Source organism: Labrys okinawensis, assembly GCF_047345005.1.
In the GTDB taxonomy this organism is placed as follows: domain Bacteria; phylum Pseudomonadota; class Alphaproteobacteria; order Rhizobiales; family Labraceae; genus Labrys; species Labrys okinawensis.
In genome coordinates this window covers 503400-524569 of record NZ_CP178864.1, presented here as the reverse complement: position 1 = coordinate 524569, position 21170 = coordinate 503400, and the positions used below count along the sequence as shown (strand labels likewise).

Sequence of the window (21170 nt, the reverse complement as noted above, 5' to 3'; positions counted from 1 at the left end):
ACACTTTTAGAACTTTAGACATCAGAAGTTTTGATTAGTTTTAGATTAAACTTATTTACAATGTGGATAATTTGAGTCTTAACGTCCAGCCGCAGCGCTTCGGTTGGGTGAACTCTACGAAGCGTATCATCGCGAAGCGGGGTGACTGGAGATTATGGAGCGACATTTACGAGCATGTGTGCGGGTGGGGGCGTTGGCGGCATCGAGCATGCTCGCCTTGGTCCTGGCGACGGGGGCGAAAGCGCAGGCCACCGACAATGGCGTCATCGAGCTCAATCCGGTAACGGTGACAGGCGAATCGCCCACGGGGCCCATCAATGGCTATGTCGCCAAGCAGACCACTGCCGGCTCGAAGACCAACACGCCTATCGAGAAGGTCCCGCAATCGGTCACGGTGATCGGCCACGAGCAGTTGGAGGCTCAGCAACCGCAGAAACTCGACCAGGCCCTCTCCTACACCGCCGGAGTCACCGGCGCGCCCTATGGCTACGACTCCCGCACCAACTGGGTGTTCATCCGCGGCTTCGATGCCAGCCAGACCGGCATCTTCCTGGACGGCCTGCCGCTCTATCAATACGCCTTCGGCAGTTTCTATATCGATCCCTACCAGCTCGAACGCGTGGAAGTGCTGCGCGGCCCGTCCTCGACCCTGTATGGCGGCGGCAATCTCGGCGGCATTCTCAATCTCGTCTCCAAACGGCCGACCGATCAGCCGGTTCATGAAATCGAGACCGGCATCAACACCTGGGGCAATGCCTATACGGGCTTCGATCTGGGCGGCAGGATCGACGATGCAGGTGTGTGGAGCTACCGCGTGAACGGCAAGATCGCGGGTGGCGGCTATGAAGTCGACAAGGCCAAGGGCATCCAGGGCTATATCGCGCCATCGCTGACCTTCAAGCCTGATGACGCCACGAGCCTGACACTGCTCGGCAGCTATACCAATATGGACCTCGACCACACCGGCGGCTTCCTGCCCTATAACGGCACGGTGAAACCGGCGAACTTCGGCTATATCTCCCGCAGTTTCTATTCGGCCGAACCGTCTGATGACATGTATCGCCGCGCGCAGGCGCTGCTCGGATACGAGTTCAGGCACGATTTCAACGACAACTGGACCTTTCGCCAGAACGTCCGCTACGGCTACCTGGATACGCGCGAGCGTTACGCCTATCCCTATGGCTACTACGATCCCGCTGCCGCCTTCGGCGGCGGCAACCCTCTGCCGCTGACGCCGGACAACGAGCTCTACCGCATCGGATTCCAGCAGCACACCGTGGTGAACACCGTCTCGGCCGACAATCAGCTTGAAGGCAAGTTCGACACCGGCCCGGTGGCCCACGACGTGCTGTTCGGCATCGACTACAAATACTACAACATCAACCAGTCGCAGGCCCTGTTCAACGCCACGCCGATCAGTGCGACTGACCCTGCCTACGGCGCCCCACAGGGGGCAACAGGCGCTCCCTACATCCGCCAGCATTACACGATGAACCAGTTCGGCACCTATCTGCAGGATCAGATCAGCTTCGCCGACAACTGGCTGCTGACACTGAACGGTCGCTATGACCGGGTCTGGACCGAAAGCTCGGGCACGGCGAATTTCAGCGGCGTCGCCGGCGCCCTCAGCGGCCGCGCTGGCCTATCCTACGCTTTCTCCAACGGGATCACGCCCTATGTCTCGATTGCCCGCGGCTTCGATCCAGTGATCGGCTCCAACTTCGCCGGCCAGCCCTTCAAGCCCCAGACCGGCGTCCAGTATGAAGCCGGGGTGAAATATCGTCCGACCTTCTTCGACGGCCTGATCACCGCCGCCTACTATGATCTGACGAAGCGGAACGTGCTGACGAACGACACCGCCCATCTGTTCTTCCAGAACCAGCTTGGCGAAGTACGTTCGCGCGGCTTCGAGTTCGAGGCGCAGGCCAATGTCACCGAAGCCCTCAAGATGACGGCGGCGTTCACGACCTCGCAGATCACGATCGAGAAGAACACGGATCCCACCGTGATCGGCAAGCGTCCGAGCATCGTGCCTGAGACCACCGCATCGGTGTGGGCCGACTACACCTTCCAGGAAGGTTTCCTGAAGAATCTCGGCTTGCAGGGCGGCATCCGCTATCTCGGTTCGTCCTATGCGGACAACCAGAATGTTTACAAGGTGCCCGCCGTGGTTCTGTTCGATGCCGGCGTACACTACAAGTACAAGGACTGGGACTTGGCCGTTAACGTGAACAACGTCTTCGACAAGCGTTACGTCGCGGCCTGCAACGGAGCACTCTCCTGCTATTACGGCCCGGGCCGGGTTGCGTCCTTCAAGGCTAGCTACACATGGTAAGGCGGCGGAAATGGAGTGGCGGTCTCCGACCGCCATTGCCGGAAACGATACGCCTGTTGGGAAGGGTGATGGCGATCGGAGATCGACACTCCGCGTTTGGCGCGCTCTTTTCCGCCAAGGCTCGCGCATGGCGTGTCCCGCTCGGCCTCATCACCGTGCTGACGCCAGCGCCCGCCTTCGCCCAGGAGGCCGATGGCGGCACTGGCCTTGCTGCCCCACTCTCGGCGATACTGCCACATGACCTCTCCCCATGGGGCATGTTCATCCAGGCCGATATCGTGGTGAAGTGCGTTATGATCGGCCTCGCCTTCGCTTCCCTCGTGACCTGGACGGTGTGGCTCGCCAAAGGTATCGAGCTTCTTGCCGCCAGGCGCCGGGCACAGGCGGCTACCCGCATGCTGGAACGCGCCGAGAGCCTTGAAGCGGCGCGTCAGGCGGTCGAGAGCGGCTGGACCCGGCGGGGAGCCGTTGCCGACCTCATGCAGGCGGCCGCGCGCGAGCAGCGGCGCTCTGGCGATCTCTCGGCCGACGGCGTCAAGGAGCGCCTTTCCATCGCCCTCGCCCGCATCGAGGCCCGCGCCGGCCGTTCGATGACGCGTGGCACGGGCCTGCTCGCCACCATCGGTGCCACCGCCCCCTTTGTCGGCCTGTTCGGCACGGTATGGGGCATCATGAATTCCTTCATCGGCATCTCCCAATCGCACACCACCAATCTGGCCGTCGTGGCGCCCGGCATTGCGGAGGCCCTGCTCGCCACCGCCATCGGCCTCATGGCAGCCATCCCGGCGGTGATCATCTACAACGTCTTCGCTAGAACCATCGCCGGCTATCGGGCTCTGCTGTCGGACGCCTCGGGCGAGGTGCTGCAGCATGTCTCGCGCGACCTCGATCGGCAGGAGCAGGCCGCCGCGCCGGCAGCGGTCCGCTCCCCCGCGATCGCGCGTACGCATGGAGCGGGCTAGGGCATGGGTGTTTCCCTCAAGGACCAGCAGGACGGCGATCTTTCCGAGGTTGCTGATATCAACGTCACGCCCTTCATCGATGTGATCCTTGTGCTGCTGATCATCTTCATGGTGGCGGCGCCGCTCTCCACCGTCGATGTCGCCGTCGATCTGCCGGTTTCCAACGCCAGCGCCCAGCCACGGCCCGACAGGCCGGTGTTCCTCACCGTGAAGAAGGACCTGAGCCTGGCGCTCGGCGAGAATGGCGTGCCGCGCGACCAACTCCAGCCCGCCATCGACCGGCTCACGGGCAAAGACCGTGACCAGCGTGTGTTCCTGCGCGCCGATGGGGGCGTGGCCTATCGTGAGTTGATGGGAGTGATGAATCTCCTGCGCAGCGCCGGCTATCTCAAGATCGCGCTGGTTGGCCTCGAAGATACCGGCGCGGCACCGCGCGTACCTGCACCGGCGCCATGACGGATCCGCTTTCCAAAGGCCCCCGGCCCGGCACTTCGCCGGGATTGCCGCTGTTGCCACTCTGGGCCGGCGCAGCGACGCTGATGCTGGCGGCCCACGGCGCCGCGGGGTGGGCCATCCGGGGCTGGCAGCCGGGCGAGCCGCCGATGGCTGTCCAGGAGGCAGAGCCGGTCATCATCGACCTGCCGCCCGTCGCCGTCGTCGCCGAAGCCGCTCCTGCGGAGGCAGTGCCGGAGGTTCGGGCCGAAGCCGTGCCCGCCACCCCGACCGGGACCGCCGAACCGCTGCCGGCCCAAACAGCGCAGGCTGAGACAGTCGAACCACAGATCACGGCGGACACGCCGATCGAGACGGCACCGCCGGTGGAGCCTGGCACGGCGCAGGCTGAGCCCGTGCAGCCCGAACTGCCGCCGGTGCAACCCGAGGATGTCAAGCCGGCAACGCTCGAACCGCTGCCGGATGTTCCAACCGTGTCTGACAACACGCAGGCGGAGGTGGTCATGCCTGCCGCCAAGCCCCAGAAGACCCAGAAGAGACCCATCACGCAGCGCAAAGTGGAAAAGCGAGACAAGGCTGACCAACCAAGACCGCAACAGGTGCGGCAGGTGCAACAAGCGGCTCCCGCGAAGCCACAGAAGGCTTCGGCCTCTGAACTCGCGGCATGGAAAGGCAGCGTCGATGCCAGAATACGCCGGGCAACCGCCAATCGCAGCGGCGGACTTAAAGGTATCGCCCATGTTTCCATCGCGATAAGCGGCTCGGGCGAAATCACATCGGTATCCGCTTCGTCCTCCAATCCCGCTATCGCCTCCAAAGCCAAATCCCTGATGCAGGCGATGGGGTCTCTGCCTCCCCCGCCAGGGGGTGGATCTCATGTCCTGAATATTTCGTTGCCATTCGAGTAGGATCGCGATGCCGGACGCCATCTCTTCCATGGATCTCAGCGAGTTCGGTGCCGCGGAGCCGATGTTCCAGCTCGATTCCGTCAGCTTCGCCATTCCCGGCCGCCCGCTGTTGCAGCCGCTGACGCTCTCGCTCGCGCCGGGCCGCGTCGTGGGGCTGATCGGCCACAACGGCTCGGGCAAATCGACGCTCGTCAAGCTGCTCGCGCGCCAACAGGCGCCTAGCGGCGGATGCATCGCCTTGCGCGGCATGCCGCTGTCGGCCTGGAGCGGACGGGACTTCGCCCGCCGCGTCGCCTATCTTCCCCAGCACACGCCCCCCTCCACCGGTCTTCTCTCCCGGGAACTCGTCGCCTTTGGGCGATATCCCTGGCATGGCGCGCTTGGGCGCTTCGGGCCGCGAGACACCGAGAAGGTGGCGGAGGCAATGGCCCTCGCCCATGTCGAAGCCTTCGCCGATCGCATGGTCGACACGCTTTCCGGCGGCGAGCGCCAGCGCGTCTGGCTTGCGATGCTGGTGGCGCAGGACACCAACTGCCTGCTCCTCGACGAACCGATCTCCGCCCTCGACGTCGCCCATCAGATCGAGGTGCTGGCCCTGGTTCGGCAGCTCTCGCGGGAGCGCGGCGCGGGGATCGTGGTGGTATTGCATGACGTGAACATGGCGGCGCGCTATTGCGACGAACTCCTCGCCCTGAAGGAAGGCCGGGTGATCGCGCGCGGCACGCCGGCCGAGATCATGACGCCGGACTGCCTGAGGCAGATCTACGGCATCGACATGAGTGTGATACCCCATCCCGAGACGGGTGTGCCGCTCAGCTTCGTGCACTGAGGCGCCCCAAGGCCTTAGTCGAGGACGCAAGGGCAGGCTTCTCAAAAGATAGCTGCTTTGCAAGATCAACGGCAGGCCTGAGCAACTATCCCAGCTCTCGCCAATTCATGGAGGCGGATGTACGACATCCAGTCTATCCATTACTGCCGGGTTCCTCGTTTGAATCGGAACCGTGCAAACGAAATTCTGCTCTTCTTCGATCGTCGTCTGGCGGTCCATATTCATGTATTTGCAGCTACAACCTATCCGAAATATAGCTCACTACGTTAGTACTACTCGCCCTCATGCGAAATGATTATTACCGATTACAGGTACAGATTGGAAGTATTGTAGCCTGAACAGACTATATAGCGTATGTCCTCCTTAGCTATTTACATGCTGCGGGAGGGCATGATGAACCGTAAGGCGTTTTTCACGGCGGCATTGATGGGCCTCGCGGCCGCAAGCCTGGCACCGCACCAGCAAGCAAGCGCGGACCCGTTGCTCGACCGCGGGCGCTATCTCATGGAGGGGATCGTCGCCTGCGGCAATTGCCATACGCCCAAGGCGGCGGACGGCATGCCGATTGCCGACAAGGAACTCGCGGGCGGCTTTGCCATCGATGCCCCGATCTTCCACGCAGTGGCTCCCAACATCACACCGGACAAGGAAACCGGCATCGGTAACTGGACAGACGGTCAGATCATCGATGCCATCCGAAACGGCAAACGGCCGGACGGTTCGATCATCGGGCCGCCCATGCCGATCGCCTTCTATCGTGGCATGTCGGACAGCGACGTGAAGGCCGTCGTAGCCTATCTGCGGCAAGTCAAGCCGGTCTCCAACAAGGTGGAGAAATCGGTCTACAGGGCTCCCTTGCCTGAGGCTTATGGGCCGCCGGTGGGGAGCGTCGCCGACGTGCCGCACGGCGACAAGGTCGCCTATGGCGCCTATCTCGCCACCGGGCTCGGCCATTGCATGGATTGCCACACTCCGCTCGTGCAGGGTCGCAACGACATGAAACGCCTCGGCGCCGGCGGCAACGAATTCGGCATGCCGGGCGGAGTGGTGATCACCTCCGCCAATCTTACGCCGGCTAATAAAAATGGCATCGCCAGTTGGACAGATGCGCAAGTGGTCACTGCCTTGAAGACCGGTCAGCGGCCTAATGGCAGCCACATCGTGCCACTGATGGCGTTCAATTGGTACAAAAATGTCAACGACGAGGACTATGCAGCGCTCGTGGCATTCCTGCGGGATCTGAAGCCGGTGGAGTGATGGAAGTAAGCCGGCTATGTAGATGGTGTAAGCGTATGAATAAGAAGCGCGACGCCAGCCTCCCCCACGAAGCTGGGGGAGGTGTCACGACGAAGTTGTGACGGAGGGGGTGTGGGCAGAAAAGGGTAAGAGAAACTGCCAACCTCGGATCTTGCTTCCTGCACCTTATCCTGGCCACACCCCCTCCGACCTCACTTCGTTCGGCCACCTCCCCCAGCTTCGTGGGGGAGGCTTAGGTCGCCCCCCTATCCCGCCCAACCGCCCATTTGACCCACCTCGCACCCTGAGGCAGACTCCGCCCCCTCCACGACCGAGTTCCCCGCGTGCCCCTCGTTTCCCTCGACGCCATCGAAGCCTACGCCTTGCGGGCCCTCGTCGAGGCCGGGGCCACGCCCGCGAATGCCCGGCCGGTGGCCCGCTCCATCCGCCTTGCCGAGGCTGACGACATCCGCTCGGTCGGCCTCGGCTACCTGCCCACCTATCTCGCCCACCTCAGGACCGGCAAGGTCGACGGCAAGGCCGTACCCGTGGTGACGCAGCGCGCGACGGCCGTCGTGCATGTCGATGCCGCCAACGGCTTCGCCCATCCGGCGTTTGAAGCGGGCTTTCCCGCCCTCGCCATCGCGGCGCGCGCCTGCGGCACCGCCACGATGACGGTGACCCGTTCCTATTCGGCCGGCGTGCTCGGCCATCCCGTCGAGGATCTAGCCGGGCTGGGCCTTGTTGCCTTCGCCGTCACCAATTCGCCGCCGAACATCGCACCCTGGGGCGGCATCAAGCCCCTGTTCGGCACAAATCCCATGGCCTTCGCCGCTCCGCGTCGCGAAGGGCCGCCGCTGGTGATCGACCAGGCGACCAGCGTGGTCACCAAGGTGGCGCTCAGGGCAAGGGCCGATGCGGGCGAGGTCTTGCCGGAAGGCTGGGCGCTCGATCCGGAGGGACGGCCGACCACCGATCCGCAGGCGGCGCTGGCGGGCACGCTCCTGCCCTTCGGCGGAGCCAAGGGCGGCGCCCTCGCCCTGATGATCGACCTCTTCGCGGCCGGCCTGACCGGCGCCAACTTCTCCAAGGACGCCTCGCCCTACGCGAAGGCGGACGGCCCGCCATCCGGCGTCGGCCAGTTCTTCACGGTGTGGGATCCGGCGGCATTCGATGCCGGCTTCCCCGCCCGGATCGAAGAACTCTTTACCGCCATGCTGGCCCAGGACGGGGTGCGCCTGCCGGGCGATCGACGGCTGGCGGCCAGAGCCCACAACTTGCACGCAGGCGTAGAGATTAATAACGATCTATACTCTAGGTTGCATGGCCCAGAGACGCCTTGAGCAAGCAACGCCTCCACCAAAAGAATATTGGGATACCTCTGTCGCCTAATGTTTCCTTGCAAGCCCCGTTTCTGAAGGATTAGTTCCCTTCGGTCATGGTGGATTTGTTTGGACAAATGCCGACCGAACCGGCACTTTCTTGCTTGCCCCCTGGGCTACTCTTCCATGTAGAATTCATTTCGCACAAGCGAGAATGAGAGATGCGAAAACTAACACTTATTGCCCTGGCCGGCAGCGTGTTGGCGCTGACGGGCATGCTGCCGTACACCCCCGCGCTGGCAGGCGGAACCCTCACTGTGGTGAATCGCAATTCCAGTCGTGCCATCCAGCAGGTCTGGTTCGCCAATGCCGGCGAGAGCGACCCCTGGCAGGAGGCCAATGTCGAGGAAGCCATCCGTCCGAAGAGCGAAAGCACCTTCACGATGAGTGGCGAGAATTGCCTCTTCGACATCAAGGTACGCTTCAGCGACGGCTACGAAGCCACCTTCGACAATGTGAATGTCTGCCGCGGCGACCGCGTCCTGGCCGACTGAGGCGTAACGGGCCGCCGCCTGCCATTTCGGCATGGATGCGGTTCCGGGTACCGACCTCCAGGTCGGCATTACTTCCTGTGGCGTCGTAATCTTGTGCCGACCTGGAGGTCGGCACAAGATTGCCTCGCTCCGCAGAAGCAGCCGCATACTCTTCCCAAGCTCTTCGTCCCGCATTATGCCTATACAAAATAGGAGTGCTGGATGAAGATCACCGCCGTCAGGGCAACCCCCGTCAACATCCCCCTGGAGGCGCCCTATCTATGGTCCTACGGATCGCTCGCGGGATTCTCCAAGACGATCGTCGAGATCGAGACCGATGAGGGCCTCACCGGCATCGGGGAAGCCCCCTCCCATGCCCATGCAGAGATCATCAATGCGACCCTTGCCCCGCGGCTGATCGGGCGCGACGCCATCGACATCGCCAGTGCCGAGCTGATCTGCCTGCCGAGTTGGCAGGGCATCTCAAACAACATCGATTACGGCCTGGTGCGCGCCTTCGGGGGCATCGAGATGGCGCTGTGGGACCTGCGCGGCAAGCTCTGGAACCGGCCGCTCCATGATCTCCTCGGCGGTGCGGTGCGCAGGGCCATCCCCGTCACCGATTATTTCTCCTTCCGTGAGAAGGCGGGGCCCTATGGAGGAGAAACCACGCCGGAAGAGGTGGTCGACTATTGCCTCGGCCTCAAGGAGGCGCATGGCACCACCTTCTTCGAAGGCAAGTTCTACACGGCCGATATCGCACCCAGCGTGCGCATGCTGCAAATGCTGCGCGAGGCGCTGGGCCCCGGCACCATGCTGCGCATCGACGGCAACATGGCGCATTCCCTCACAACGGCACGCCAGATCGCCCGCGAGATCGAGCCGCTCAACATCCGCAACTGGGAAGACCCCTGCGGCTCGCTCTATGACCTCAAGGCCCTGCGCGAGCACACCTCGATTCCCTTCTCGGTGCACAGCCTCGATCTGCGCCAGGCCGCCGATCTCGGCGTCCCCGATGCGGTGGTCACTGATATCGCCACCCATGGGGGCCTTGGCCGCACGGTGCGCTTCGTCGGCGCCTGCGAGCAGCTCGGCCTCGATTTCTGGTGCTATTCGGGCGATTCGGGCGTTGCGAGCGCCGCCTACCTGCATCTATGCGCGGCAATGCCGCATATCCGCGAGCCCAACCAGTCGCTCTTCCGCATGCAGCCTCTCGACGTCATCGAGGAAGGCCCGTTCCGGCCCCAGAACAATGTCGTGCCGGTGCCCGAGGGACCGGGTCTCGGCGTGACCCTGTCGCAGGAAAAGCTGCAGCGCCTGCACCGGCTCTTCCTCGACCAGGGCCCTTACAACAAATATCACGACCCCGACCGTCCCGGAGTGTTTCGCCGGCTACCGCTGAGCTGAAAGGCAAGGCGTGCCGATTGGGATATCAGCGGCTCCGTCCTTGATCCATCGGCGTAGAATGGCGCTGTCATCCCCGGCGAGGCCGCAGGCCTAGGGAAGGGGATCCAGGGGCCAACGGTCACTCCCATTGCCCCTGGATTCCCTTCCCCTCACCCTCCCTCGCTGCGCTCCAGAGCGCACTCACAAGCAAAGCTTGTGAGGATACGGCCGGGAATGACAGGCTGAGATTAGTAGCCGCTACCGCAAGACGCTATAGTTCCTGCCCCATCGCCCAAGCGCGCGTCGGCGAGTATCGCTTCTACCCCAGCGACGCCACCGCCGCGTCCACCGCCTCGCCCAGGCGTTCCACGATGGTGTCCACCTGGCCCTCCGAGACGATGAAAGGGGGCGCCAGCAGGACGTGGTCGCCACGAATGCCGTCGATAGTGCCCCCCATTGGGTAGACCATCAGGCCGCGAGCCATCGCCTCGCGCTTGACACGGGCATTCAGCTTCAGGCGGGGATCGAAGACCTGCTTGCTGGCGCGATCCGCCACGAATTCCACCCCTCGGAAAAGGCCGCGCCCCCTCACGTCGCCGACATGGTGGTGGTTGGCGAAGCGCTCCTCAAGCCGGCGTTGCAGCCTTTCACCCATGGCGGCGACATTGGCGAGCAGGCCGTCGCGGCGAATGACGTCCTGCACGGCAAGGGCGGCGGCAGCAGCCATCGGGTGGCCCATATAGGTGTGGCCGTGCTGGAAGAAGCCCGATCCCTCGGCGATCGCCCTGAATATCTCGCCGCTGAGCAGCACGGCTCCGATCGGCTGGTAGCCTCCGCCCAGGCCCTTGGCGATGGTCATCAGGTCGGGCGAGACGCCGTCCTGCTCGCAGGCATGCAGCGTGCCGGTCCGGCCCATGCCGCACATCACCTCGTCAAGGATGAGCAGGACGCCGTGGCGGTCGCAGATGGCGCGGATCCGCTTGAGATAATCGGCGACCGGCGGCACCGCACCGGCCGTGGCGCCGACCACGGTCTCGGCGACGAAGGCAATCACCTGGTCGGCACCCAGCTCCTGGATCTTGGCTTCGAGGGCGCCCGCGGCGCGCTCGGCATAGACCTCGTCGCTCTCCCCTGTTGCCTGCAGGCGATAGGCGTAGCAGGGATCGATATGGTGCGTCTCGATCAGCAGCGGCTTGAAGGGGGCACGGCGCCACTCATTGCCGCCGGCAGCCAGCGCGGCAAGCGTGTTGCCATGGAAGCTCTGGCGGCGCGCGATGACGTGGCGGCGCTGTGGCTCGCCCCTCTCCACGAAATATTGGCGGGCGAGCTTCAGGGCCGCCTCCACCGCCTCCGATCCACCGCTGACCAGATAGACATGATCCAGGCCGGCAGGTGCTTCCTCGACAAGGCGATCGGCCAGCGCCTCGGCGGCCGCGCTGGTGAAGAAGCCGGTATGGGCATAGGCGAGGATGTCGAGCTGGCGGTGCAGCGCCGCCAGCACATCCGGGTGGCCATGGCCGAGACAGGAAACGGCAGCGCCGCCGCAGGCGTCGATATAAGCCTTGCCGTCGCGGTCGAAGAGTTCGATGCCCTTGCCGCCGACGGCGACCGGCATCGCGGCCTGGATGGAGCGGTGGAGGATATGGGTCATGGCTGCCTACTGCCTGCCTTGCTGAAATGGATGCCGAGCGCTCTCAGATGTTCGTCCTTGCGCGCCAGTGCGGCGAGCGCCGCCTCCCCGCCACGCCCGGCGACGAGGGTGCCCAGGATCTCGGCGAGGATAAAGGCCGGCGCCATGGTGTGGAAGAAGGAGGGGCTGTCGGTCGGGACCAGGATGGCCTGCCGCGCAATGCGCGCCAGCGGCGCCACGGCGCTGTCGGTGATGGCGAGCACGCCGATACCACGCTGCGCTGCGTAGTCGGCAATCTCGACGGTGAGGCGCGTGTAAGGCTGGACGCTGACGGCCAGCAGCACGTCCTCCTCGCTCGCATCGGCGAGAGCGTCGGCGCCCATACCCGCGATGGCGTCGAGACAGATGGGCTGCTCCCCGACAAGCGACAGCATGTAATGGAGTTGCCAGGCCACGGGATGGCTCGCCCTAAGCCCGAGGCTGTAGATACGGCGGGCGCCGGCCAACCTGTCCGCCACGGCAGCCAGGGCATCGAAGCTGTCCTCGCTGCCGAGATGCTCGATCTGGCGATGGAGGGAAGCCAGCATCGCAGCGGCCATCCCCCTGTCGCCTTCCAATGCCTGACGCACGAACTGGGCACCCGCCTTGCCCGCAAAGCCTGGCTGGTCACCCCGCAGCGCCCGGGCGTGCATCTCCCTCACGTCCTCATAGCCGGCGAATCCCAGATGGCGCGCAAGACGTGTCATCGTGGCGGGAGGAACCTCCGCCCGGCGGGCCTGTTCGCGCATAGACAGCAGCGCCACGTCATGCGGCCGGTCGAGCACATAGCGCGCCGCCTTGCGCAATTGCGGCGGCATGGCGTCGAATGCCTCGATGATCCGGGCCGAGAGCGGGCCATGTGTCATGACGCGAGCCTGCGTATGCTTGATTACTAGCGATTCATATGTTTCATTGTAGAATATTTCAATACAAATGTTTCATGGATTGGATCGATCACGATGGAAGCGCAAGCGACAGGACTCCCCGTTATACTGGCGGTCGCCCCCAATGGCGGGCGGCGTAGCAAGGCCGACCAGCCCGCCCTCCCGATGACAGCGTTGGAGCTTGTGCACACGGCCGCCGACTGCCTGGAGGCCGGCGCCGCGATGATCCACACCCATGTCCGCAAGCCCGATGGCGGGCATTTGCTCGATGCCGAGGCTTATCGTACCACTATCGCAGCCATACGCGCGGCGGTGGGCGACAGGCTGGTCATCCAGATTACCAGCGAGGCGCTCGGCCTCTATGCGCCGGCCGAGCAGCGGGCGGTCGTGCAGGCGGTGCGGCCGGAAGCCGTGTCGCTGGCGCTGCGCGAACTGCTGCCGGATGCGAGCGAGGAGATCGCCTTCGCCGATTTTCTCACCTGGCTGAAGCGGGAAGAGGTGACGCCGCAGATCATCCTCTACACACCGCAGGAAGCGCAGCAACTCGACCAACTGCGCAAGCGGGGGCTGCTACCGTGGGAGGATATCGCGGTCCTCTATGTGCTGGGCCGCTACACGCCCGGTCAGGTTTCCGGCCCGAGGGACCTGCTGCCCTTCCTGGCGCCAGGACAGCCCGTCTTCGGCCCCTGGAGCGTCTGCGCCTTCGGGCGATGGGAAACGGCCTGTGTCACCAGCGCGGCCCTGCTGGGCGGGCATGCCAGGGTCGGCTTTGAGAGCAATCTCTACCGTCCCGACGGCACCGTGGCGCAGAGCAATGGCGAGATGGTGTCCCTGACACGACGCGCCATCGAAGGCTGTGGGCTGAGGCTTGGAACGGCCGACGATTTGCGGGCGATGTTGCGGACATAGAAAAGGCGGCACGAAGGCCGCCTCTGGGATCGCCGGCATCCTGCCGGCTCTCCCCTGCCGCAAAGCGCATCGTTTCCAAGAGCCGGCGGGATGCCGGTGATCCCAGGAATTACGCCGCCGCGGCGGCGGAGATCCAGCGCGAGAGTTCGCTCTTGGGCGCGGCACCGAGCTTCTGGGCGGCAGGCTTTCCGTCCTTGAACACCATCAGCATCGGGATCGACATCACGCGGAACTGCGAGGCGATCTGGGGATTCTCGTCGACGTTGAGCTTGGCGATCTTGACCTTGCCGGCCATTTCGGTGGCGATCTCGTCGAGCGCCGGCGCGATCATGCGGCAGGGCCCGCACCACTCGGCCCAGAAGTCGACGACGACCGGCTCGGAAGACTTCAGCACGTCGTCCGCAAAGGACGCATCCGTGACCTTGATCGTGTTGGCACCCATTTGAGAATTCTCCACTGCGGGGATGGCGGAATCGCCACGCAAATATCCGTTGCCTGAAGCTAGGAACGCCGGGGCCGGGCGTCAAGACGAGGAAGGCCCTCTCGCGCGAATGTGCACGGCTGCCATGCGGATTCGAGGGAATTACGGGCGGAATTCGTGGAAATTGATCTTGGTTCGGCGAGATGAGACGTCCAAAAATAGAACGGGGCGAGGGGACTTCGAGGGCGAGGGGACTTCTGAACCCTCTCATCTCGCTCAGACGGTTTGGAGTCAGAGCCGGCGAGTGTTCACGATCCCGCGACACTCGAATGCTCGGCCGCCGGTATCGGGGGCCGGTCTTCAAGCCCGGCTTTTGCCCGTACCGCCTCGCGAAAGGCCGGATCCGAAGAGCCGCCCCGACTCAGCTGATCTCCAGCTGCGTCGAGGAGATCCCATGGGTGCGGATCAGCTGGTAGAGCGCGGCGGCGTTCTTTGGGGCAAGACGGATGCAGCCATGGGAGGCGGCCTTGCCGAGATGGCCGATCTCGTAGGTGCCGTGCACGGCATAGCCGCCCTTGAAGAAGACCGAATAGGGCATCGGCGAATTGTGGTACTTCTTGGAATAATGCATGCGCTGCAGAGCCTTGGGCTGGTAAGTGCCGCGCGGCGTGTAATAGCCCTTGCGCGCCGTCGAAACGGCCCACACCGCCTCGACATTACCATCCACGATGACGGTCATGCTCTGGGTGGCGATATCGACTTTGGCGATCACGCCCGCCGCGGCCGGCGCCGCCTGGAAAAGGGTGCCCGCAAACAGGGCGAAGAAAACGGCAATCCAACGGTATTTGGCAATTAGTCGCAGGGTAGGCATGACAGGGCTCCTCGATGTGGCTCACTGACATTCGCCGTTCTGGACTGCCGCCGCCATGCGATTTGGCACAGGCTGCGTTCGGAATCCCGAAACGATCGATCTGAACAAAGCATGAATCGAGAGGGCTAATTTTTGGTTGCTGCCCGCACCGCTTGCGAGTCCCATTTTGAATCACGGCATGAAGGCTGTCGCCGGCCGGAAGACCGGTTAGGATCGGCAAGCGAATCAAACTTGCGGGGGTTCTCCATGCGCCGTCTCGTCGCCATCCCGTCCCTGAAGGGGTGCCTGCCGCTTCTCTCCCTTCTGGCCGCGATGGGAAGTGCGCCGGCCCTGGCGCAGGACGTCACCCCGCCCGGCTACAAGCTGGCCCCGCTCACCGCCGTCACGCCGGCGACCCCGGCCAAGCAGCTCTTCGGCCGCAAGACGACGCCGGCCAATCTCGGCCTCAACTCCATCGGCTTCTACGCCAAGGGCTGCCTTTCCAACGGCGTCGAACTGCCTGCCAACGGGCCGACCTGGCAGGTCATGCGCCCCTCGCGCGACCGGGCCTGGGGCAATCCGGTGATGATCCGCTTCATCCAGAAACTCGCCAATCAGGCTCCCCGCGTGGCCGGCTGGCCGGGCATCCTGATCGGCGACATCGCCCAGCCCCGCGGCGGGCCGATGATTACCGGCCACGCCTCCCATCAGGTCGGCCTCGACGCCGACATCTGGCTAACGCCGATGCCTGACCACACGCTCTCCCGACAGGAGCGCGAAACGATGAGCGCGGTGATGATGGTGCGATCCGACAGGCTCGACGTCTCCCGGGCCTGGACTCCGGGCCAGATGGCGATCATCAAGGCCGCCGCGCAGGACCCGCAGGTCGAACGCATCTTTGCCAATGCGGCTATCAAGAAGGCGCTCTGCCGTGACGCTGGGGCCGACCGCGCGTGGCTTTCCAAGGTGCGGCCGATCTACGGGCACGACTATCATTTCCACGTGCGCATCCTCTGCCCGGCCAACAGCCCGACCTGCAAGCCCCAGACCCCGCCGGGGCCTGGCGACGGCTGCGGCAAAGAACTCGACTACTGGTTCTCGGACGCGGTGCTGCACCCGAAGCTGAACCCCAATCCGCCGCCGCCCCACCAGATGGTCATGGCCGAACTGCCGCCAGCCTGCCGGCAGGTGCTGGCAGCGCCGTGAGGCCTGCCATCTCGGACTTTCGCTTATCAATCCTTGAAGCTGAGGATAGGCAAGAGCCGCATTCCTGAACCCTCAATTGTTTCCATGTCCGGCTTTGGCCTGCAGCCAGTCCGATAGGGCCAGCAAGACGCTCGAGACCATGAAGACGATGTGGATGCCCACCAGCCAATAGAGATCGCGATCGCTCAATTTCTCGATCTGCATGAAGCCTTTCAGGAGCTGGATGGCCGAGATCAGCACGATGGAGGCGAGCATCTTCAGCTTGAGGCCGGAAAAATCGACCTGGGTCATCCAGGACGGCCAGCTGTCATGATCGGTGCCGTCGATGCGCGACACGAAATTCTCATAACCGGAGAAGATCACGATCAGGATCAGGCTGGCGAGCAGGGCCAGATCGACAAGCTGAAGCGCGCCGGTCACCGTCTCCTCGTCGGAGATGAACCATGACCCCTCAATGTAATGCACCAGTTCCTGGCAGAATTTCAGCAGCACGACGAACAGCGCAACGACCAAGCCGAGATAGAACGGCGCCATCACCCAGCGCGAAGCGACCAGCCCGCGTTCGATCAATTTTTCCATTTGGCTTCCCAACCCGATCAGGATTCGAGCGCAAAATAGAGAGCGTCGGCTCGCGGGGGAACCCGTGCTTGCCAATTTGTAATCTGGAACCCTGGGATCGCAGGCTTCCATGCCTGCACCTTGAACAGCGCCGTTTGGGAGAAAAGAGGGGCAGGCAAGATGCCTGCGATCCCAAGCCTGGGTCTCTTCAGCCACATTGACTTCAGTCGATGTGGCGGTAACGGCATGCCCTGGACCGGCGTGGCGAAGATACCGGTCTGAAGAACGGTACACCAAGTGCGCCCCTTCTCGGACGCGCTGTCTCCAAGATCCGGCTGGAAAGCCGGCGCTCCCGGGCTCACTTCACCCTGACGATCTCCACGCCCGCCATCGCCTCCGGCACGGCGCGCGGCTTTTCGATATGCACGCGCACCGCCTTCACCAGAGCAAGCGCCAGGCAGCGCGTGGCGAGGCGTTCGGCGAAGGTTTCGAGGAGATCGACATGTTCGCCGGCAAGCTCGCGGGCGATCTTCGCCACCCTGTCGTAATCGACCGTGCCATGGATATCGTCATCGCCGAAGCTCTCGCCGGCGAGCGTGAGCTCGACATCGACGACCAGCGGCTGGGTCACGCCCTTTTCATGGGCGTAGTAGCCGATATGGGCTTCGAGCGTGAGGGCGCGCAGGAAAACGCGGCTGTAGGGGCGGAACTCTGTCATCCACCGTGCTTGCCACACTCAGCCGGTGAAGGCCATCGTGTCAGCGCCTTTTGCTTGCATCGCCTCGCCATTCAGCGGGTTGTCCGGATCCCAGCCATAGAGGGTCTCGCCGAAGCGCATATCGCGCGCGTCGAGATGGATGAGGCGGCCGACCAGGCCGGTGCCGAACCCGACGATCTCGCGGATCGCCTCCAGCGCCATCATCGAGCCGAGCACGCCGGCAAGCGCCCCGAGAACGCCCGCCTCCGAACAGCTCGGGATGGCGCCAGGCGGCGGCTTCTGCGGGAAGAGGCAGCGCCAGGTCGGGTTCGGCTCCCCCTGCGCATTGCGCTCGAAAGGGCGCAGCGTGGTCAGCATGGCGTCGAACACGCCGAGCGCGCCCATGATCAGGGGCCTACGTGCATGAAAGCAGGCATCGGAGACGGCATAACGCGTGTCGAAATTGTCCGATCCGTCAATGACGAGATCGTAGTCCCCGATCAGGCCCGGCGCATTGGTGGGGTCGATGCGCAGCGCGTGGGGCACCACCTTCACATGAGGGTTGAGCCGGCCGATCGCCTCACCAGCCGTCTCGACTTTGGGCCTGCCGATATCGGGCGTCGAATGGATGATCTGGCGCTGCAGATTGGAAAGGGACACAACGTCGTCGTCGACAATGCCGAGCGTGCCCATGCCCGCCGCCGCCAGATAAAGCAGCACCGGCGCGCCGAGCCCTCCGGCACCGATCACCAGCACCTGAGCCCGCATCAACGCCTGCTGCCCAGGGCCGCCGACCTCATGCATGACGATGTGGCGCGCATAGCGCTCCAGCTCTTCGGAAGATATTGCCATGAGGTCAATGTAGGCGCGCAGAAGGTGGGGCGCAATCACTGGAAGCGCGGACACCACAGCGGCACGCTTGCACGTCGCTGTGATGTCCGCGCTCCCAGTATCCTTCTCCGTTCCAGCGAGTATGATCGCGATCCAAGAATCAGCACCCAGGATGAGGCTTCCATGACTTCGCCCCCCCGCGCACCCGGACAAGGCGATCACGTCTTCCTGGTCGACGGCTCGTCCTTCATCTTCAGGGCTTATTTCCAGTCGATCAATCAGGACGCACGCTACAATTACCGCTCGGACCGCCTGCCCACCGGCGCCGTCCGGCTGTTCTGCAACGTGCTGCACAAGATGATCAAGGAAGGGGTGATGGGCAAGAAGCCCACCCATCTCGGCATCATCTTCGACAAATCCGAGGATTCCTTCCGCAAGGAGATCTATCCCGACTACAAGGGCCACCGTCCACCACCCCCCGAAGAGCTGGTGCCGCAATTCCCGCTGATGCGCGATGCGGTGCGTGCCTTCGGCCTGAGGCCCGTGGAGCAGATCCGCTACGAGGCCGATGACCTCATCGCCACCTATTGCGTGATGTCGGTCAAGGCAGGAGCCGACGTCACCATCGTTTCGGCCGACAAGGACCTGATGCAGCTCATCCAACCGGGCGTGGTGATGTTCGATCCCGCCTCCGGCGACCAGAAGGCCAAGGGCTCGCGGCCCGAGCGCCTGATCGGCGAGGCGGAGGTGTTCGAGAAGTTCGGCGTCACGCCCGACAAGGTGGTGGACGTGCAGGCGCTGGCCGGCGATTCCACTGACAACGTGCCCGGCGTGCCCGGCATCGGCGTGAAGACGGCGGCACAGCTCATCAACGAGTTCGGTGATCTCGACAGCCTCCTCACCCGCGCCGGCGAGATCAAGCAGGAAAAGCGCCGCGAGAACCTGATCCAGCATGCCGGGCTTGCCCGCATCTCGCGCGATCTCGTCAAGCTCGTCACCGACGTGAAGCTGGAGACGCCGATCGAGGACTTGGTCGCCCCCGGCCTCGACGCGAAGGGCGCCATCGCCTTCCTCAAGGCCATGGAGTTCTCCACCCTCACCCGCCGCATCGCCGAGGATGGCGGGCTCAATCTCGACGACATCCCCGCCGACGAGAAGCTTCGGATTCCGGACAGCGACTTCTCGGTGGCGCCGGCGCGTCCGGCGGCAAAGGCCGTTGTCGACACCACCGGCCTGCCCGTCCCCGCCGGCCCGGCCGATGCCGGCACGCCCGCTGCCCTGGTCGAAAGCGTCAAGGCCGGGCTCGTCGCCATACCCTTCAAGACCGATTCCTACGAAACGGTCGGCAGCCTGGAGGCGCTCGATGGCTGGGTGGCGAGGGCGCGCGAGCAGGGCTATGTCGCGTTCGACACCGAGACCACCTCGCTCGATGCCCTGCAGGCCGACCTCGTCGGCTTCTCGCTGGCGCTGGAGCCGGGACACGCTTGCTATGTACCGTTGCGTCATCGCGACAAGGCCGATCTCTTCGGCGGCGGCACCATGCCCGGCCAGGTCGATGCGGCCGAGGCGGTGAAGCGGCTGAAGCTGATCCTGGAGGATCCCTCCATCCTCAAGATCGGCCAGAACCTCAAATACGACACGCTGGTGATGGGCGAGCAGGCCGTGAAAGTGGCGCCCTATGACGACACCATGCTGATGTCCTATGTGGTCGATGGCGGCCGCGGCAATCACGGCATGGACGAGCTTTCCGTGCGCCATCTCGGCCACAAGCCGATCGCCTTTTCCGAGGTCTGCGGCTCCGGCAAGTCGCTGATCGGCTTCGACCAGGTGCCGATCGAGCGGGCCACCGCCTATGCGGCCGAGGATGCCGACGTGACCCTGCGCCTGTGGCTGCTGTTCAAGGCCCGGGTGGTGGCGGAGGGCATGACCACCATCTACGAGACGCTGGAACGTCCGCTGGTCACGGTGCTCGCCAATATGGAATCACGCGGCATCATGATCGACCGCCAGATCCTGGCGCGCCTCTCCGGCGAATTTGCCCAGAGCGCCGCGAGGCTGGAGGCCGAGATCCATGAACTCGCAGGGGAGACCTTCAATGTCGGCTCGCCCAAGCAGCTCGGCGACATCCTGTTCGGCAAGATGAGCCTGCCCGGCGGCAAGAAGACGGCGACCGGCCAATGGGCGACCTCGGCCCAGATCCTGGAGGATCTCGCCGACCAGGGCCTGGAGCTGCCGCGCCGCATCGTGAACTGGCGACAGCTCACCAAGCTGAAATCGACCTATACGGACGCGCTGCCCACCTATGTGAACCCGAAATCGGGCCGGGTGCACACCTCCTACTCGCTGGCGGCGACCACCACCGGGCGCCTGTCCTCCTCAGAACCGAACCTGCAGAACATCCCCGTGCGCACCGAGGAGGGCCGCAAGATCCGCTCGGCCTTCATCGCCGCGCCCGGCTGCAAGCTGATCTCGGCCGACTATTCGCAGATCGAGCTGCGCGTGCTCGCCCATGTCGCCGACATCCCCCAGCTCACCAAGGCCTTCGACGAGGGTGTCGACATCCACGCCATGACAGCCTCCGAGATGTTCGGCGTGCCCGTCGCCGGGATGGACCCCTTGGTGCGTCGGCGGGCCAAGGCGATCAATTTCGGCATCATCTACGGCATCTCGGCCTTTGGCCTCGCCAACCAGCTCTCCATCCCGCGCGAGGAGGCGGGGGCCTATATCAAGAAGTATTTCGAGCGCTTCCCCGGCATCCGCGATTACATGGACCGCATGAAGGCCGAATGCCGGGCCAATGGTTTCGTCTCGACGATCTTCGGCCGCAAGATGAACTTCCCGGCGATCGAATCGAAGAATCCGTCCGAGCGCTCCTTCGTCGAGCGCCAGGCCATCAACGCCCCGATCCAGGGCTCGGCAGCCGACATCATCCGCCGCGCCATGGCGCGCATGGACCAGGCGCTGGTGAAGGCCGGCCTCTCGGCCAAGATGCTGCTGCAGGTGCATGACGAACTGGTGTTCGAGGCGCCGGAGGAAGAGGTCGAGGCAACGTTGCCGGTCGTGGCGCATGTGATGGAAGGTGCCGCATTACCGGCACTGGCCCTCAAGGTGCCATTGCAGGTGGACGCGCGGGCGGCTCATAATTGGGAAGAGGCGCACTGAGGGGCGCTTCCAGGTTCAC

General features: G+C 64.1%; 19 protein-coding genes. 12 read left to right on the top strand and 7 right to left on the bottom strand.

Going from position 1 to position 21170, the window contains the following annotated elements; genetic code table 11:
* Window positions 1-208: 208 nt before the first annotated feature.
* The 9 genes from ACMDCR_RS02525 to ACMDCR_RS02485 all read left to right on the top strand — a co-directional run bounded on the left by ACMDCR_RS02525 (window position 209) and on the right by ACMDCR_RS02485 (window position 9985).
* Window positions 209-2335: a TonB-dependent siderophore receptor gene (locus ACMDCR_RS02525; protein WP_413991011.1), complete on the top strand. Its 2127-nt coding sequence runs from the start codon at window positions 209-211 to the stop codon at window positions 2333-2335.
* A 68-nt stretch (window positions 2336-2403) separates the two neighbouring features.
* Window positions 2404-3297 carry a tonB-system energizer ExbB gene (gene exbB / locus ACMDCR_RS02520; RefSeq protein WP_413991010.1) on the top strand — a complete coding sequence of 298 codons (894 nt, stop codon included), beginning with the start codon at window positions 2404-2406 and terminating at the stop codon, window positions 3295-3297.
* Between the two features lie 3 nt (window positions 3298-3300).
* The gene (gene exbD / locus ACMDCR_RS02515) at window positions 3301-3753 is read left to right on the top strand and encodes a TonB system transport protein ExbD (RefSeq protein WP_413991009.1); all 453 of its coding nucleotides are present in this window, start codon (window positions 3301-3303) and stop codon (window positions 3751-3753) included.
* Window positions 3750-4658, top strand: a complete 909-nt coding sequence (locus tag ACMDCR_RS02510) for a TonB C-terminal domain-containing protein (RefSeq protein ID WP_413991008.1) — start codon at window positions 3750-3752, stop codon at window positions 4656-4658. The genes exbD and ACMDCR_RS02510 overlap by 4 nt, the downstream gene beginning before the upstream one ends.
* Before the next feature lie 7 nt (window positions 4659-4665).
* Window positions 4666-5487 (top strand): ATP-binding cassette domain-containing protein, encoded by an 822-nt coding sequence (locus tag ACMDCR_RS02505; RefSeq protein WP_413991007.1) that lies wholly within the window; start codon window positions 4666-4668, stop codon window positions 5485-5487.
* A 390-nt stretch (window positions 5488-5877) separates the two neighbouring features.
* Window positions 5878-6744, top strand: a complete 867-nt coding sequence (locus tag ACMDCR_RS02500; RefSeq protein WP_413991006.1) for a c-type cytochrome — start codon at window positions 5878-5880, stop codon at window positions 6742-6744.
* A gap of 323 nt (window positions 6745-7067) precedes the next feature.
* Window positions 7068-8066 carry an Ldh family oxidoreductase gene (locus ACMDCR_RS02495; RefSeq protein ID WP_413991005.1) on the top strand — a complete coding sequence of 333 codons (999 nt, stop codon included), beginning with the start codon at window positions 7068-7070 and terminating at the stop codon, window positions 8064-8066.
* Between the two features lie 200 nt (window positions 8067-8266).
* Window positions 8267-8599, top strand: coding sequence for a hypothetical protein (locus tag ACMDCR_RS02490; RefSeq protein ID WP_413991004.1), 333 nt, complete (start codon window positions 8267-8269; stop codon window positions 8597-8599).
* 201 nt (window positions 8600-8800) lie between these two features.
* Window positions 8801-9985 (top strand): mandelate racemase/muconate lactonizing enzyme family protein, encoded by a 1185-nt coding sequence (locus ACMDCR_RS02485; RefSeq protein WP_413991003.1) that lies wholly within the window; start codon window positions 8801-8803, stop codon window positions 9983-9985.
* Window positions 9986-10283: 298 nt separating this feature from the next.
* On the opposite strand, the gene ACMDCR_RS02480 is transcribed toward ACMDCR_RS02485, so the two are convergent.
* Window positions 10284-11615 carry an aspartate aminotransferase family protein gene (locus ACMDCR_RS02480; protein ID WP_413991002.1) on the bottom strand — a complete coding sequence of 444 codons (1332 nt, stop codon included), beginning with the start codon at window positions 11613-11615 and terminating at the stop codon, window positions 10284-10286.
* Window positions 11612-12499: a MurR/RpiR family transcriptional regulator gene (locus ACMDCR_RS02475; RefSeq protein WP_413991001.1), complete on the bottom strand. Its 888-nt coding sequence runs from the start codon at window positions 12497-12499 to the stop codon at window positions 11612-11614. Before ACMDCR_RS02475 ends, ACMDCR_RS02480 begins: the two co-directional genes overlap by 4 nt.
* Before the next feature lie 93 nt (window positions 12500-12592).
* Between ACMDCR_RS02475 and ACMDCR_RS02470 the strand changes: the two genes are divergently transcribed.
* Window positions 12593-13426, top strand: coding sequence for a 3-keto-5-aminohexanoate cleavage protein (locus tag ACMDCR_RS02470; protein WP_413991000.1), 834 nt, complete (start codon window positions 12593-12595; stop codon window positions 13424-13426).
* 109 nt (window positions 13427-13535) lie between these two features.
* Here ACMDCR_RS02470 and trxA read toward each other — a convergent pair whose 3' ends face one another.
* Together trxA and ACMDCR_RS02460 are read right to left on the bottom strand one after the other, a co-directional pair.
* Window positions 13536-13868: a thioredoxin gene (gene trxA, locus ACMDCR_RS02465; protein WP_284312895.1), complete on the bottom strand. Its 333-nt coding sequence runs from the start codon at window positions 13866-13868 to the stop codon at window positions 13536-13538.
* Between the two features lie 400 nt (window positions 13869-14268).
* Entirely contained in the window at window positions 14269-14718 is a 450-nt protein-coding gene (locus ACMDCR_RS02460) for a L,D-transpeptidase (RefSeq protein WP_413990999.1), read from the bottom strand.
* A 246-nt stretch (window positions 14719-14964) separates the two neighbouring features.
* Here ACMDCR_RS02460 and mepA point away from each other — a divergent pair, with 246 nt between their 5' ends.
* Window positions 14965-15903: a penicillin-insensitive murein endopeptidase gene (gene mepA, locus ACMDCR_RS02455; protein ID WP_413990998.1), complete on the top strand. Its 939-nt coding sequence runs from the start codon at window positions 14965-14967 to the stop codon at window positions 15901-15903.
* A gap of 72 nt (window positions 15904-15975) precedes the next feature.
* On the opposite strand, the gene ACMDCR_RS02450 is transcribed toward mepA, so the two are convergent.
* From ACMDCR_RS02450 to ACMDCR_RS02440, 3 genes are all read right to left on the bottom strand, one after another.
* Window positions 15976-16482 carry a TIGR00645 family protein gene (locus ACMDCR_RS02450; protein WP_413990997.1) on the bottom strand — a complete coding sequence of 169 codons (507 nt, stop codon included), beginning with the start codon at window positions 16480-16482 and terminating at the stop codon, window positions 15976-15978.
* Between the two features lie 337 nt (window positions 16483-16819).
* On the bottom strand, window positions 16820-17179 hold the full coding sequence (gene folB, locus ACMDCR_RS02445) for a dihydroneopterin aldolase (protein ID WP_413990996.1): 360 nt from the start codon (window positions 17177-17179) through the stop codon (window positions 16820-16822).
* Between the two features lie 18 nt (window positions 17180-17197).
* Window positions 17198-18010, bottom strand: a complete 813-nt coding sequence (locus ACMDCR_RS02440; RefSeq protein WP_413990995.1) for a HesA/MoeB/ThiF family protein — start codon at window positions 18008-18010, stop codon at window positions 17198-17200.
* 162 nt (window positions 18011-18172) lie between these two features.
* Here ACMDCR_RS02440 and polA point away from each other — a divergent pair, with 162 nt between their 5' ends.
* Complete coding sequence (gene polA / locus ACMDCR_RS02435) at window positions 18173-21151, top strand: DNA polymerase I (RefSeq protein WP_413990994.1); 2979 nt, start codon at window positions 18173-18175, stop codon at window positions 21149-21151.
* Window positions 21152-21170 lie beyond the last annotated feature (19 nt).

What these genes read in the sequence shown, in the direction of transcription:
- ACMDCR_RS02460 (WP_413990999.1), bottom strand. Translation starts at nt 14,718, where the DNA reads ATGCCTACCCTGCGACTAATTGCCAAATACCGTTGGATTGCCGTTTTC.
- trxA (WP_284312895.1), bottom strand. Translation starts at nt 13,868, where the DNA reads ATGGGTGCCAACACGATCAAGGTCACGGATGCGTCCTTTGCGGACGAC.
- ACMDCR_RS02500 (WP_413991006.1), top strand. Translation starts at nt 5,878, where the DNA reads ATGATGAACCGTAAGGCGTTTTTCACGGCGGCATTGATGGGCCTCGCG.
- folB (WP_413990996.1), bottom strand. Translation starts at nt 17,179, where the DNA reads ATGACAGAGTTCCGCCCCTACAGCCGCGTTTTCCTGCGCGCCCTCACG.
- ACMDCR_RS02490 (WP_413991004.1), top strand. Translation starts at nt 8,267, where the DNA reads ATGCGAAAACTAACACTTATTGCCCTGGCCGGCAGCGTGTTGGCGCTG.
- exbD (WP_413991009.1), top strand. Translation starts at nt 3,301, where the DNA reads ATGGGTGTTTCCCTCAAGGACCAGCAGGACGGCGATCTTTCCGAGGTT.
- ACMDCR_RS02450 (WP_413990997.1), bottom strand. Translation starts at nt 16,482, where the DNA reads ATGGAAAAATTGATCGAACGCGGGCTGGTCGCTTCGCGCTGGGTGATG.
- ACMDCR_RS02485 (WP_413991003.1), top strand. Translation starts at nt 8,801, where the DNA reads ATGAAGATCACCGCCGTCAGGGCAACCCCCGTCAACATCCCCCTGGAG.
- ACMDCR_RS02475 (WP_413991001.1), bottom strand. Translation starts at nt 12,499, where the DNA reads ATGACACATGGCCCGCTCTCGGCCCGGATCATCGAGGCATTCGACGCC.
- ACMDCR_RS02480 (WP_413991002.1), bottom strand. Translation starts at nt 11,615, where the DNA reads ATGACCCATATCCTCCACCGCTCCATCCAGGCCGCGATGCCGGTCGCC.
- ACMDCR_RS02505 (WP_413991007.1), top strand. Translation starts at nt 4,666, where the DNA reads ATGCCGGACGCCATCTCTTCCATGGATCTCAGCGAGTTCGGTGCCGCG.
- ACMDCR_RS02440 (WP_413990995.1), bottom strand. Translation starts at nt 18,010, where the DNA reads ATGGCAATATCTTCCGAAGAGCTGGAGCGCTATGCGCGCCACATCGTC.
- ACMDCR_RS02470 (WP_413991000.1), top strand. Translation starts at nt 12,593, where the DNA reads ATGGAAGCGCAAGCGACAGGACTCCCCGTTATACTGGCGGTCGCCCCC.
- ACMDCR_RS02510 (WP_413991008.1), top strand. Translation starts at nt 3,750, where the DNA reads ATGACGGATCCGCTTTCCAAAGGCCCCCGGCCCGGCACTTCGCCGGGA.
- polA (WP_413990994.1), top strand. Translation starts at nt 18,173, where the DNA reads ATGACTTCGCCCCCCCGCGCACCCGGACAAGGCGATCACGTCTTCCTG.
- exbB (WP_413991010.1), top strand. Translation starts at nt 2,404, where the DNA reads ATGGCGATCGGAGATCGACACTCCGCGTTTGGCGCGCTCTTTTCCGCC.
- ACMDCR_RS02525 (WP_413991011.1), top strand. Translation starts at nt 209, where the DNA reads ATGCTCGCCTTGGTCCTGGCGACGGGGGCGAAAGCGCAGGCCACCGAC.
- mepA (WP_413990998.1), top strand. Translation starts at nt 14,965, where the DNA reads ATGCGCCGTCTCGTCGCCATCCCGTCCCTGAAGGGGTGCCTGCCGCTT.